The sequence below is a fragment of the Bacillus sp. TSO22 genome (assembly GCF_020223595.1).
Taxonomy (GTDB): Bacteria; Bacillota; Bacilli; order Bacillales; family Bacillaceae; genus Bacillus; species Bacillus inaquosorum.
Genome location: NZ_JAHAWO010000015.1, coordinates 167,416 through 181,157 on the forward strand (window position 1 = coordinate 167,416; position 13,742 = coordinate 181,157).

General features: G+C 35.9%; 14 protein-coding genes. 7 read left to right on the forward strand and 7 right to left on the reverse strand.

Annotation, left to right across the window (positions count from 1 at the left end; genetic code table 11):
- Nucleotides 1-23: 23 nt before the first annotated feature.
- On the reverse strand, nucleotides 24-1,025 hold the full coding sequence (locus tag KHQ79_RS20470) for a hypothetical protein (RefSeq protein WP_225516727.1): 1,002 nt from the start codon (nucleotides 1,023-1,025) through the stop codon (nucleotides 24-26).
- Nucleotides 1,026-1,279: 254 nt separating this feature from the next.
- Between KHQ79_RS20470 and yobL the strand changes: the two genes are divergently transcribed.
- From yobL to KHQ79_RS20490, 4 genes are all read left to right on the forward strand, one after another.
- Nucleotides 1,280-3,082, forward strand: a complete 1,803-nt coding sequence (gene yobL / locus KHQ79_RS20475; protein ID WP_225516728.1) for an LXG family T7SS effector ribonuclease toxin YobL — start codon at nucleotides 1,280-1,282, stop codon at nucleotides 3,080-3,082.
- 9 nt (nucleotides 3,083-3,091) lie between these two features.
- A complete protein-coding gene (locus KHQ79_RS20480) occupies nucleotides 3,092-3,550 on the forward strand; it encodes an SMI1/KNR4 family protein (RefSeq protein WP_003241729.1) in 459 nt (152 codons plus the stop codon).
- Between the two features lie 54 nt (nucleotides 3,551-3,604).
- On the forward strand, nucleotides 3,605-4,183 hold the full coding sequence (locus KHQ79_RS20485) for an SMI1/KNR4 family protein (protein ID WP_225516729.1): 579 nt from the start codon (nucleotides 3,605-3,607) through the stop codon (nucleotides 4,181-4,183).
- Between the two features lie 105 nt (nucleotides 4,184-4,288).
- Entirely contained in the window at nucleotides 4,289-4,747 is a 459-nt protein-coding gene (locus tag KHQ79_RS20490; RefSeq protein ID WP_003241734.1) for a YrhA family protein, read from the forward strand.
- 278 nt (nucleotides 4,748-5,025) lie between these two features.
- Here the strand turns inward: KHQ79_RS20490 and KHQ79_RS20495 are convergent, their stop codons facing one another.
- Nucleotides 5,026-5,142, reverse strand: a complete 117-nt coding sequence (locus KHQ79_RS20495; RefSeq protein WP_225516730.1) for a putative holin-like toxin — start codon at nucleotides 5,140-5,142, stop codon at nucleotides 5,026-5,028.
- A 305-nt stretch (nucleotides 5,143-5,447) separates the two neighbouring features.
- Between KHQ79_RS20495 and KHQ79_RS20500 the strand changes: the two genes are divergently transcribed.
- The 3 genes from KHQ79_RS20500 to KHQ79_RS20510 all read left to right on the forward strand — a co-directional run bounded on the left by KHQ79_RS20500 (nucleotide 5,448) and on the right by KHQ79_RS20510 (nucleotide 7,697).
- Complete coding sequence (locus KHQ79_RS20500; protein ID WP_225516731.1) at nucleotides 5,448-5,858, forward strand: hypothetical protein; 411 nt, start codon at nucleotides 5,448-5,450, stop codon at nucleotides 5,856-5,858.
- Between the two features lie 263 nt (nucleotides 5,859-6,121).
- Nucleotides 6,122-6,454 carry a YolD-like family protein gene (locus KHQ79_RS20505; RefSeq protein ID WP_225516732.1) on the forward strand — a complete coding sequence of 111 codons (333 nt, stop codon included), beginning with the start codon at nucleotides 6,122-6,124 and terminating at the stop codon, nucleotides 6,452-6,454.
- Nucleotides 6,447-7,697 (forward strand): Y-family DNA polymerase, encoded by a 1,251-nt coding sequence (locus KHQ79_RS20510; protein ID WP_225516733.1) that lies wholly within the window; start codon nucleotides 6,447-6,449, stop codon nucleotides 7,695-7,697. Before KHQ79_RS20505 ends, KHQ79_RS20510 begins: the two co-directional genes overlap by 8 nt.
- A 162-nt stretch (nucleotides 7,698-7,859) precedes the next feature.
- Here KHQ79_RS20510 and KHQ79_RS20515 read toward each other — a convergent pair whose 3' ends face one another.
- The 5 genes from KHQ79_RS20515 to KHQ79_RS20535 form a co-directional block, all read right to left on the reverse strand.
- Nucleotides 7,860-9,020, reverse strand: a complete 1,161-nt coding sequence (locus KHQ79_RS20515) for a response regulator aspartate phosphatase (RefSeq protein ID WP_225516734.1) — start codon at nucleotides 9,018-9,020, stop codon at nucleotides 7,860-7,862.
- Nucleotides 9,021-9,176: 156 nt separating this feature from the next.
- Entirely contained in the window at nucleotides 9,177-9,428 is a 252-nt protein-coding gene (locus KHQ79_RS20520) for a phage holin (protein ID WP_017696899.1), read from the reverse strand.
- 20 nt (nucleotides 9,429-9,448) lie between these two features.
- Nucleotides 9,449-9,841 carry a hypothetical protein gene (locus KHQ79_RS20525; RefSeq protein WP_017696898.1) on the reverse strand — a complete coding sequence of 131 codons (393 nt, stop codon included), beginning with the start codon at nucleotides 9,839-9,841 and terminating at the stop codon, nucleotides 9,449-9,451.
- Nucleotides 9,842-9,955: 114 nt separating this feature from the next.
- On the reverse strand, nucleotides 9,956-11,014 hold the full coding sequence (locus KHQ79_RS20530) for a peptidoglycan recognition protein family protein (RefSeq protein WP_225516735.1): 1,059 nt from the start codon (nucleotides 11,012-11,014) through the stop codon (nucleotides 9,956-9,958).
- Nucleotides 11,015-11,185: 171 nt separating this feature from the next.
- Nucleotides 11,186-13,741 (reverse strand): peptidase G2 autoproteolytic cleavage domain-containing protein, encoded by a 2,556-nt coding sequence (locus KHQ79_RS20535; protein ID WP_225516736.1) that lies wholly within the window; start codon nucleotides 13,739-13,741, stop codon nucleotides 11,186-11,188.
- Nucleotide 13,742 lies beyond the last annotated feature (1 nt).

Sequence of the window (13,742 nt, forward strand, 5' to 3'; positions counted from 1 at the left end):
TAATTAGAGTCCTTTATTACTTTTTAGTAAGAAGCCCACCATGAATTGACCTCGGTTCTATGGAAACTCCTATCCAAAGGAATTAAATTCCCGGTCATATTTCCGCCACCGTATTCCCTTGGAAGTTGATGGTGGATTTCAAACTTAGTCCAAGTTTTTTTGCCATATTTCTTATCGTACCAATTTCTATAAGCTGTACGTTCTTTATTTCTCCATTTAACTCTTTTGTCCTCAGGAATCTTTTTCCAAAAAACGTGTGATGGTGCTAATAGATTTAATCCTGATTGTTTATCAGTATAGACAGGGAAGAACATGCCTTTTTTGTTTGTAAGGTATAGACCCTCTGTCCAAGTTAAAGTTCTTATGGAAGGGGGTCTTCCTGCCCAAGTTGCAATAGCGCTCCCTGAATACTTCCAAAAGGATGAAGCATTCACATTAAGCAGTTGATGTACTTCCGCACCTTTCTTTATTTGACCTGCAACGAAAGTTTTTCTTATTACGTGAGGGCATGTAAATTGCTTGTTGTAATAGCCACTTTTACATAGAGCCTGTTGAACTTCAAGAGTTGCTGGAGGTGTTCCAACAACTTTTGAAACTTCTACTCCATGAATTACTTTATTGACTTTTCCACCTAAAAAAGTATGACTCAGATAAACTACATTCCCAGCCTTCTTTTCGAGGGTTTTGCGTTGGTTCTCACTTGTAACGTTTCCTGATGAAAGTTTGTTTCCTTGTTTGTCGTATGCTATATATGTTTGATACGAATCTGTTACATCGAGTCCTTCTTCTTTTGCAATTTTAGCAAGTTTATTAGAGACACCAGTGATCTCTTTTTTGGAGCTGTTTTCACTGGATTGTTTTATTCCATTAACTGAAGAAATACGTTTTGTAAGGTCGATTCCTTGGATACTTGTTTTGTTAGATGATTCACTTGCAGCTACTTTCTTTTCATGTGTGAAGAGTCCGGAAAGAAGTAAAACAACAGTTAGAGCAGTTAATCCAAAGCATTTTAAAAACTTTTTCATAAACAATCATCTCCTTTTTCTGTGTTACATAACAAATGAATAGCTAATGAGTGTTATATTGTTACATATAATTACATATTATCCCACCTCCAGACAGGATAATATCAAATAATCCAAATAATTACAATTGATTTTTGGAGAGTTAAGAAACATTTAAAGTTCTAAATTCCTAGGTTGATTGGTTGCAGTATTTTGCTTCTGACATGGGGAATTGTGGTAAAATTTATATAGAGTAAGCATGAAAGGAGAATGATATGAAGGTTTTTGAGGCTGATTCACTACTCTCTGAAGCGGATAAAAGAACCAAAGAGTATAAGGAACTACGGTCGCAAATGGTGAAGCTAAGAAAAGCGTTTAAAGACGTAGCTGACCTAGATGACAGCGAGTTTTCAGGTAAGGGTGCAGACAACATTAAAGCATTTTATCATGACCATGTCGGCGTTACAGATCAATGGATTGATCTCATCGATATGAAAATTGCTTTCTTAAGCAGTATTTCTGCAAAACTTGAAGATGCTAAGATGTCTGATGCTTACATAGAAGAATCCTTTCTAGAACATGAGCTGGCGAACGCTTATGCAAAATCAAAATCCATTATGTCCGAACAGAAGAAAGCGATGAAAGACATTCTGAACGACATCAATGATATTCTCCCCCTTGAGGTATTCTCAACAGAAGACTTCAAAGACAAGCTTTCTTCTGCAGATGACAAACGTGAGAAAACCATCGATAAGCTGAATAAGCTTGATGAGGATTTAAAAACGGAGTACGCAGTGTCCGAGCCAAATGAACAATTTATTCAGCAAGATTTTAAAAAGCTGCAGGAGTCAACAGGTAAAGGGAAGAACGCCACACCAATTCACTATAACGCCAAAGCGTATAGAGAAAGTGACATACATAAGAAAAAAGGCGATATTGAGAAGCATTCTGAAGCTTACTTAAGCGTGAAAAAAGAAGAAGCAAAAGAACGAGAAATTAAAGAGTTGAAAAAGAAACTTAATGACGGTGTTTCTGACCCTGATGAATATTTAGAGATTGCTAAGAAAGTAGGGTACGAGAATCTTGAACCGGCTCAAGTACAGCTTGCAGTGCAAATTGAACAAGCGAAGCAGCTAGAAGGAGCAGGAGAAATCACCTGGGATATCGTAAAAGGTGTAGGAGTAGGTTTATATGATGTTGGAAAAGACACAGTAACCGGAATATGGGACTTCATCACCGATCCGGGAGAAACACTCTCAGCGCTGGGCAATGCAGTTCTTCATCCAGTAAAAACATATGATGCTGTTTCAGCAGCAATAGAAGAGTCATACCAAAAAGATATGGTGAATGGGGATGCCTACTCTAGATCAAGATGGGTGACCTACGCTGTTGGTTCAACAGTTACAGCAATTGTTGGAACAAAAGGTGCAGGAGCCATCAACAAAGCAGATGTAGCAGGTAAGGTCATAAACAAGGCAGGGCAAGCAGGGAAGAAAATTAAGAATGTCAATATTTCAGATTTGTTGCCTTACAACCCTAAGTATAAGCTTGCTCTAGCTGATAACGTACCATACAATGTGGTTGATAGCCAAAACCTTAAGAATGAACTTTTGACTAATGCGAAGAAAATACCAGATGGAACAAGAAAACCGTTTACTGGCCAAAAGATAAGTCCCCCATGGCTAAATAAAGAAAAGTATGAAGCGTATGAAATAAAGGGGAAGGTAAAGGCGAAGGGGAAAGTTAAAGATGTAAGTCGAAGAGTGTATACTATGAAAGATATAGATATTAATCAAAAAACAGAATTCGGCGTTACAAATCTTCAGCTAATGAAAAACGGGAATGCCCCTTATGCAAAAGATGGCACACAGATTAATTTACATCACCTGATTCAAGAAGAACCTGGCCCAATGCTTGAAATCCCGAACAGTTTACATACAAAATATAGTGATGTCATTCATAAGCTTAAGTCTGATGGTGAAAGTTTTAGAAATGATAAGGTTTTAAAAGCACAATACGAGAGCTTTAGAAAGAGATATTGGAAGTGGAGAGCGAAACAATTTGAGAATGGAAATTGAGGTGTTTAAATGATTTATTCGAAGGTTGAAAACTTTATTAATGAAAATAAACAAAATGCTATATTTACAGATGGCGCAAGTCATAAAAACATTGAACGCATTGAAGAAATCCTCCAATGCGTTCTTCCCAATAGCTATAAATGGTTTTTAGAAAAATACGGTGCTGGTGGTTTATTCGGTGTTTTAGTTTTAGGTTACAACTTTGATCATGCATCAGTTGTAAATAGAACTAAGGAATATAGAGAACACTACGGCCTTCCTGATGGACTTGTGGTTATTGAAGATGTTGATTACTTTGCTTACTGTCTAGACACGAATAAAATGAAGGACGGAGAATGCCCAGTAGTTGAATGGGATAGGGTAATTGGTTATCAAGATACTGTTGCAGAAAGCTTTATTGAATTTTTTTATAATAAGATTCAAGAAGCGAAAGATGACTGGGAAGAGGATGAAGACTGGGACGACTAAAACTGAAAGAAGGTCTTTAACTCATTTTTCCATACATATGAAGGGGTAAATAAAGTGAGCTTCTATAATATCAAACAAAAGTTGAAAGAGTTTTCAATTGATGCAAAAACAGATCCCAGCATCAATAAAAATGAACAACTCAAAGAAATTGAAATGAACATAGGAAAACAATTACCTTCTAATTATAAGGATTTTTTGAAGGAATATGGCGGCTGTTATCTAGAAAGTAAAAAAACAACAGATGAAATTGAGTATGACGTTTGCTATAAACCTTTAGAGAAAGATCCTTGGATGGGTAAGGACGATGATACGCAATTGTTAGAGGATTTTTACGGTTTAGCGAACGATCATAGCAGTATTCAAAAAGCGATCGATACATATTCTGATCGTTTTCCTAGAAATATAATTCCTATTGCAAGCTCTGCAGGCGGGAATGAAATATGTATGGATATCGATAATGAAAAGATATTGTTTTGGGATCATGAGTTAAGTCATCCAGATAAAGACTTTTTCCTGATTGCCAATTCGTTTGAGGAGTTTATCTTAAGTTTAGTTGATGAACCAATTGAAACTGATGAAGAAGATGATGGGATTCTGTATATTGAATTAGATGATGACTTACTAAACAGTTAAGAAAAGATATTGCAAAGATAATGTTTTAAGCTCTCAATAGGACAGCTTTTTTATTAAAGAATAGCGGTAGTTTAGAATGTAGCCGGGATAAAAGGGGGCAGTTTTATGTCGGTAAATTTATTAGAAGATATTCGCAAAAAAGAAGCAAAGTATGGAGATGAACCAAACTCCTCTGCTACAGAAAAAGAAATTAATAAATTTGAAGCGGCGGTTGTAGGCAAGTTTCCTATAAATGAGATTCCTACAGGATATAAGGAATTCCTTCAAAGTGTAAACGGATTAGATTTCAATGGTTTAGTGATTTACGGAATCGACAATGATTTATTGGAAGAAGAAAATGATGAAGAAGTTTATGGTTTTATTGAAACAAATGAACAGTGGCACGAAAATGATGAGCAGAAAAAATATCTGTTTTTTGGTGACTCAGATACAGCTTGGTATTGTTTAGATGTAATTGAGAATGAATACTTAGAGCTTGATAAACCCTCTGGAACGCCGATGAACAAATTTGATGATTTTAACACCATGCTAGCTGATGCATTGAAAGTTAGTTTAGACGACTAAGCAAAAGTATTGCAATTGTATGAGATCTTGCAGAAATAAGCATCTCCAATTCAATAAAATAATGGTTTTATCCATAAAACAAAAGTTTTGCAAATTATTTCAATGGTTTCATTTAATGTGTTATAATCAAAAGTGTAAGACATATGAGTGTCTGCAATCTAAAAAAGTAAAAAAATCAGGGTGCTGCACACACCCTGGCACACTAGCTCATCAAAGAACTTGCTCATTAATACTTGGGTAAGGCAAGGCACCCTAGAACCGTAGGAAGTTTGGGGGTGCTACGTTCTTTTTTGACTGGTTATTAAAAACATCATCATATTAGTTATCAATAAGACGGTATTCAATATTAAACCGCAAAAGTTGATCATAATCATTAATGATTGGTAGACAGTCAAATTTCTCACCTCTTCCGTCGTCTGACATGGAAGGTGAGCAAATTCCTTTGATTGAGCCATAATGTACAAGATTAATTATACAACAGATAAATGTCCTTGTCTTGACATATCCATAATAAATTTCCAGTATGAAAAGAACTTGCTTAAAGTAAGTTCTTTTTTTATATCAAATGTAAACATTTTGTACGCATTTACCGATATTCAACAGTGGATATACTTCAATAAAGACTTATGATAATAATTGACATACTCAATAAATAAACACAATTAATTAGTTGTAGTGGATATTTAGAAAGAGGTTCCCTATGGATGATAATGAAGAAATAGTAAGAGTATTAGGTGTCTGTATTATGTTTCTAGGGGTTTTGAGTTTAGGTGGGCTAGAATTAGGCAACAATTATCTTTTTGGAATATCAGTTTGTGCCTGTTTTCTTACATTCTCCGATTTAATGGATACAGAAAAACCAAAACAGAAAAAATTAAAAATCATTTTATATTTCATGGGTATTTTTGCGATAATAGTAATGCCACACTTACCAATTGATACAATTAATGATTTGGGAGCTTATACAAATTTTTATAGTTTACTTGGATTGGGAGCAGTGATTGCGTTTCTTCCACAAAAAATAAAAGAAGGTAAACTAAAAGATAAAAGGATTAAAGAACTGGAAACTGAAATTGCGGAAATGAAGAAGTCTAATCTAAAAAGCGAATAGAGTGAATAAAAATTATTTGTAGAAAGTGGATTGAGGAAAAACCTTTTAAATGAGTTATACTAATAATCTTTTTAAAAAGAACAGTTTTAAAAGCACCTTATATTAAGGGTGCTTTTATTTTTTTTTTCATATGCATGAACGATTATTAAATATTTATTAGATGAATATCGTTACCAACATTTACATCGAACTATTGTTCTCATTTGTATTGAATGAAGAACGTTTGTTCTGTTAATATTAGATCAATAAAGGAGTGAGTCGATATGCTTAGAGATCGAGGAACAATCAAATGGACATCAATGATGCTTCCAGAACATTTAACACAGCTAAAACAAGATTTGATTGATGTATCAAAAATTGAAAAGCCATCCTTAGATGACCAACAAATTGAAGAGATGGATATTCTCGTCTCTGAGGCACTTGAATTTAATAAAGAATTGAAATTCAAACTTTTTAATAATGGATTTGTTGAAAATGTCGCCGGCAGAGTCCATTACATTAATTTTGAACAACAAAAGCTTCACGTAAAAGACCAGAACGACAATACAGTTTATATCAACATGAATAACATCATAGGAGTTACATACAATGATTGATTACTCACAATTTCCACGTAAGAATATACTTTGTGTCGATATGAAATCCTTTTATGCTTCTGTATCGGCTGTAACAATGGGGCTTAATCCTTTAACATGTTATCTTGCCGTTGTAGGGAATACGGATAGACAGGGAAGTGTGGTATTAGCTGCATCTCCTGCACTTAAAAAAGATTTTGGAATCAAAACAGGATCGAGACAATTTGAGATACCTGAAGATCCAAGAATACACATTGTAAATCCGCAAATGAAGCTTTTCATCAGAGTTTCGACTGAGATTACAAAGCTATTTTACAGGTTTGTTCCTGAAAAATGTGTACATACCTATTCAATTGATGAATCTTTTTTAGATGCAGGAAAAGAAGATCCTGAAGAAATGGCCAAAGCAATACAAAGCAGCATGTGGAGAGAATTTGGCTTGATGTGCACAGTAGGTATTGGAGACAATATGTTACTCAGTAAGCTTGCACTTGACCTGGAGAGTAAGAAAACAAAGAGTGGTATTGCACGTTGGAGATATGAAGATGTGCCAAATAAACTCTGGAAGGTTCACCCGTTGTCTAAAATGTGGGGAATAGGAGGGAGGATGGAAAGAACCCTGAACCGAATGGGGATATCAACTGTAGGTCAGTTAGCTAAGTTTCCCTTAGAGCTGCTTGAGAAGAAATTTGGAATAATGGGAAACCAGCTGTACTACCATGCACATGGAATCGATTTATCCGAAATTGGAGCTCCGTTAATGCAGGGGCAGATTAGTTTTGGTAAGAGTCAGATTTTACTGAGGGATTATACAAAGAGGGAAGAGATTAAAGCTGTTCTCTTGGAGATTTGTGAAGGAGTTGCAAGAAGGGCACGTACGCATAATAAAGTTGGTCGAACAATAAGTCTAGGAATTGGATACAGCAAGGATGAGCTTGGTGGTGGATTTCATCGATCCAAAACAATTGATCTTCCCACAAATATCACGATGGACATTTATAGATGCTGCCTGATGCTCTTTAATAAGTTTTACTTGGGTAAGACAGTGAGAAGTATCTCAGTTACGTTATCAAATATTGAGGATGATGTTAATCAGCAGTTGAGTTTATTTGAAGTGGATAATGAAAAGAGAAGGAGACTCGGGTTTGTAATGGATGGGATTAGAAGCAAGTATGGATCGAAAGCCATTCTAAGAGCAGTTTCTTATACACCTGCTGGCACTGCGCTTCACAGAGCTGGGCTTACTGGTGGACATAAATCATGAGAATAGAGGGAAGCTCCCTCCATTCTCCTTACTTAGTTATTAGTTTTTACGTTTCGGCTCTTTCAGCAACTTTGAGCGTATCGTTTTGTTGTTGGAGATAGGAAGCACCCACTGTTCCGGCAACACCGAATAATAGAACTGCGCAGATAATTAGTTTTGTTTTCATATTGCTTCTCCCCTTTTAATTTGTCTTCTTGCTTCATTTGCCAAACGATAAAATTCAATTGCACCCCAAGCTTCTTTTTTTGCTGTGAGAAAATCAGCTATAACAACTCCATAGCTTTCCATATCAGGGTACATACCTCTTTCTCTGAAGAACTGGAACGCTTCTCTTACTAAATTTAAATCCGAGTCCAAGAAAAGACCTTTAACCATTTTCAGCTTTTCAATAACTACTTCATTGTTGTACTGTTCTGCTATCTGCTTTGATTGTTCATAAAACGCTTGAGCATTTTTAGTATCGTTTTGCCTTCCTTTTAAGAAGGAGATAACAAACAATGTTTTAGCTGCATAATCATGGTTTTCTGGCTCAATGATTTGGAGCGACTTATTAAAGTGAAAAAATGCTTTATCAAGTTCTTCCATTTGATTATAACATAATCCAATATTAAACAGTGCTGAACGTATTAAATGTCCACGATTCTTCTCATTTTTATTCAGCTCTTCTGCTTCTTGGTAAGCTTTATATGCTCTTTTTAACGCCTCATCAAACTTCATGCTGTCCAGCAAATTGCCAAATATGACGAATTGACAGCGTACTTTTTGTACCCCGTATGTAGAGTTTCCATCAACATCAGGTTGCTTTTTAAAAATATTATAGGCTCTCATAGCATAATTCATTGAAAAATAAGTTTGTTTCATGTGGTAATACACTTCTGATAATTTAAAATAAAATTCAGCTTTTTCAACTTCAATATCTTCGCTATCGATGGAGTCCAAATGTTTCTCTGCTTGTCTATAGTGATTAAGGGAGAACGTCAACTCTTTTTGTCTAAAATAGAACATGCCCATGAAAAAATAATAGTAATATTCGAGCATTCCTGTTAAGTTTTCATGACCTGCATATTCTTTTAACTCACCATAATTTTTCTCAATGTCCTTTATGGCGTTAGGGTACATGTACGCTAACATTAATTTATGTCTAAATTCGAGTAGAGAGTAGTATAGCAAGACATCTTGATTCTCTTCCATAACCTTTATTTCTTGCATAACTTCTTTTCGCACTTCCTCTGCTCTACCGACCCAATTCTTTTTAATTGCCACATACCAATGATTCATTTTTGTCGCTACTAAGTCATAAGGAATGACTTTTTCAGTCTTCAAGTTTCAAACCCCTTTCATGTCCTTTTTATTATATAGTTGCACTGGAGGAAAGAAATGTAAAGAGATTTGTATGAAAATTACAAATAAATTGATTATATGCTCAAAACTTGAAAAAACGAAAAAAATACCCTCCTCAATTAAGAGAAGGGTAGGGGGTTATCTTGGTGAATCATAATCCATTGCTTGTTCACTATCAGAAATACCTTGAGTTGTTGGATCAACGATGATACCCATTGCAGTTAAAAAAGTTAGAAGTGCATTAAATTTCTCTGTTAAATCGTCACCAAATACAGTTAAGTCGTATCCAAAAGCAGAGGCAATAGCTTGTACGAATAACAGCGTTGCAGAGAAAATCGCAACAAGGAATGTTTTCTTTTTCAGTCTTACTTTCCAGTTGATTTTAGTCATTTAATCGTCTCCTGTTAATTTTATTTGAGGCCAAAATGTATGAGTAACCATGCACCAATAATAGTTGCAATCACACTTGGTAGCACCTTGAATACAAGGTCTTTTGTAAATTGAGAGGGGTCAATTTTTCGAGTGGAATCAGAGCGTTCCAATATTTCAACTCGATTGTCCAGTTTTTCATACGATTTACTTAGATTTTTTAAACTGTTACTCATTTCGTTAAGAGTACTAAACTGTTCTCTTGATTGTGCTTGAGAGTCTTTATTAATTTCGACTTGTTGCTCAACGAGCGTAGCTATACGACCGATAACATTTGTTCTTTCTTCAAGAGAGTCAATCTTGTTATTAGTGTGTTTTGCTTTTTCTTCTAGTGCACTTAATCTTGAAATGGTGCTTTGCTCAAAATTATCCATTTGTCACCAACCTTTAATGAATATAGAAAGGTGACATTACATCACCTCCTAAATTAAGAGGATAGTCACTGATACATTAGATCAAGAAATATCCTCCGAGATAATTGAATATAATTAGATTTTTGAACCAAACTGTCCTGAGATGTATCCACGTTTACCGTTATAAATAACTTCCCAGTAACCTTTGGAATTGTTTTTACCTTTAACTGAACCAGAAATTGAAATAGTGCTTCCAAGCTTGACTGTGCCAATATTTTTAGAACTATTTCGATCAGGTTTGTCCATTACGATTGCTGCGCTTGATACACCGATAATTTTAATTTTTCCCACGGATTTAATAGATGAGGAGCTTGAAGAAGTTGATGTTGTTTTTGGGGCAGGAGAAGAGGCTTTAACTGATCCTGTAACATCAACATATTTGTCAGAAGCAGTGATGTAATATGTAGCGCCTTTAGAGTTCTTAACTTTGTATTGATACGCAGATCCGACTTTAACTTTCTCAACAACTGTAGGAAATCCAATGCCTTTATTTACTGTGCCGACAACATCTTTATCTTCCCATGATGGTTTTGAGTAGAAACGAAGACCGTCAACTTTTGATTTAAGGGAACCACTTGCTGCTGATGAAGAGGATGTAGTTGGTTTGGTTGATGTTTTAGTTGTAGTAGTTGATTTGCCACCGAGAGCTTTTAATTCAGCAGCAATTGCAGCTTTAACTTCATCCCAACGACCTTCATCTAAAACACGGTGAGGACAATATTTGCCAGACCACTCTTGGTGCTTCTTAACTCGCTCAACTCCCCAGCCACGTTCTTTGAGTAGTTGTGCAATGAACTTGATTGCCAGTGCTTCTGCTTTTCTATAACGTTCTCCACCTGATTTAGAGTAACAAACTTCCACACCAATTGACTTGCGGTTTCCTGTGCCATGTTCTCCATCACCGCAGTGCCATGCATTCCGATTTGTAGGAAGTCCTTGAACAACTTCTTTATCATCTACAGCGAAATGATATGATACGGTTGCGTTATTATTTCTCATATAGCTAATTTCATTATTTGCTGATGCATCATTGGCTGTATTATGGAATGTGATATATTCAGCTGTCATTGCATAGGGACATTTAATTGTATATTTGCTTGATGGTACGAGCATTTGTCTCGCTTGAATTGTCATAAAAACATCTCTCCTAATAATTAAATTTGAGCACAAAAAAGAGAGAAGGGGACTAAATCCAATCTCTCTTTATCTCACGTATGCTCTTGTTATCTCTGTTTTTCAAGTATGTATTTTGAATAAAATCTATATTTTATCTAGAACATAACCACCCCCTTAATTTTAACGAATTTAGATTGTAGGGGTGATAAGACAAAGTGCTACACCATATCCTCGTTCTTGTGAATACGGTGTTGTGATACGCATTACATAGTAACCTGAACCGTCCTCAGATTTTGAACCTTTACCGGCTTTAGGAATAATACGATCACCAGCTGTAACAGTCCCATCAATACGTACAAATATTTGACCAAACATTCCTACGATATTCCATTCAGGACGGTCAGACCGAGCAATATAGTCTTCAGAAGGTTCATAATAAGGATTTTCTTTCGGAACTGTTTTAGTTTCGATTCTTTGTGTACCGTCTTCATTTGTAACTGTTACATCAATATCTTTGTAAATCAAACCGCCAAATTCGTTCTTCAAATAACGGCCTTGCCAGTTAAATGCTGCTTCGCCTAAAACTACACCAGCTGTTTCAGAAATCACTCCTAAAACTTTATCTCCTGCGTTAGCTTTTCTGATTTTGTCACCTTCTAGAGTTACAAAATAACCAGAAGGGATGGCTTTTCCATCTAGAGATTCAAAATATTCGGCGTAATCTGAGAATGTTGAGGCACCTTTAACTTGACCGGTTAGATTAATATTCCCATTCTTTGCATCTAATTGAATCTTTGTATTTGCTGTAGAGGGTGCACCTGTAGCAGCATATCCTAAAGCAACTGTGTAACCTGTTTTATTGGCAACACCTTGGGAAGCTATGACCATCCGAGATGATCCAGTGCCTTCAATAGAAGAGTTATTTGAAGCAGCAACCATTGAACGACTGCCTTCAGATGTGGTTTTAGAACCGCCAGATGAAGCGATTACTACGTTTCGAGGGCCATCGGCTTTAGATCCACCAGTTGTTGCTATAACTGCAGAAGCAGTACCCGTTGCTTGTCCACCACCAGAAGAAGCAGCTACAAGACTAGTATTTTTAGCAGCGTAGCCAGAAGTTGTCGCAATCCTTGTGCCACCTTTAATATTTTTTGGTACAAAGGATGTATAGGTTTTTCCGGCAATCTTCGAGGGGATAGCGTATTTATCACAATTAACTGCGTTAATGTCAACTTGAGAGTTTGTACAATACAAGCCAATCGAGCCTTCTTTGCTGTAACCAATTAAACTTGCTTGATTTACACTAGCGTTCTTAATTGCACTGCCAATTCTGATGCCAATTAATGCAGACTCAAGAACATTTATATTTGATAAGGACACAAAGTCAGATTTTTGACTTCCTCCATAAATATAAATATCTGCGCCAGCTGTTTTAAATCCAGATGAAGAAACATTATTAAAAGTAATGTTCCTGCTTTTATATTGAGTTGCAATAGCTGGATTACCTTTATAGTCATAAGAAGGGTCACCGATAGCTGTGAAATTAGAAATGTTAACATTTTTGTAAGCAGAAATAACCAAAGCTCTTGGTGTCATTCCAGCGTATAACCTATCGTTGAAAATTGGTTTTATTGCTGTGCAGTTAGAAGCCATTATATTTCTTGCAGTTTTAGATTCTGGGTCACTAGCTTTATGGAATCCAATGTGTCTAAAATCAAAACTTCGAATGTCATTTTCAGATACACAATTTAAAAAGGTGACATTCTGTGCTGCTGGTGCATGTTCATGAGCTTTAGCTTCAAATCCTCGGCAGTTATTCTTACTGACACAGTTGATCAGCCACACTTTCATTGAACCATCATCAATTTCAAATCCATTTGTGTTGCTGGCGCCTGATGAATGAGCTGATCCGTTTCCATCATATGAATAACAATTTGTTATAAAAACATACTCTGAGAAGTGGGTTGTGAAACCATCGTCGCCAAAGTTCATTGCTGTACAGTTATTAATCCAAACGTATTTACTTCCACCTGGTTGATAGACATCTTCTGTATCAGTAAGGGAGTTATAAGAAGGAGAGGTTACATCAAACCCGTGTAATCCTGCATCTTTTGCATGAACATTATTTACCCATACAAATTGTGAATTGGTAATGTTTAAGCAACTTGAGTTGGGGCCAGAGGAAATGCTGTTGTTAGTCTTCTGAAGGTTCCAGTCAAGCAAGAGGTTTTCAAAAATAATATACTTTGAATTTTGAACAGTTGTGATGACGTGGCTGTATGCGGGGGCATCTTTATGAAGTTTAATAACTGAGAGTTTACCTGTTCCATATAATCTAGTATAGGATGGAACTTTCAATCCTTTAACCATATATGTTCCAGCTGGCACAAATACTTCTGCATATCCCATGTCAAAAGCTTTGTTAAAGGCTGCAGTGTCATCAGTCTCACCATCGCCTTTAGCTCCAAAATCCGTAACGCTAACTCTACGCTGAATTAATGCATTTAATATCTTCTCGACAAGGTTTGTACCCGTATAATGAAAATCATCTATGTTCCCAATTTGATTAGATAGTCCATCAACTTTCTCAGTGAAACTACTTGAAACACTGCTTACTTGTTTTAGGATATCCTCGAAAGTTTGCTTAATTGATGGCGCAGTGTAAGAAACGCCATCTGATTTAAGCAATTCAATCGACATGGGAACATAGGAACCAGTATTTTTATCATAATATTTAAATCCCATC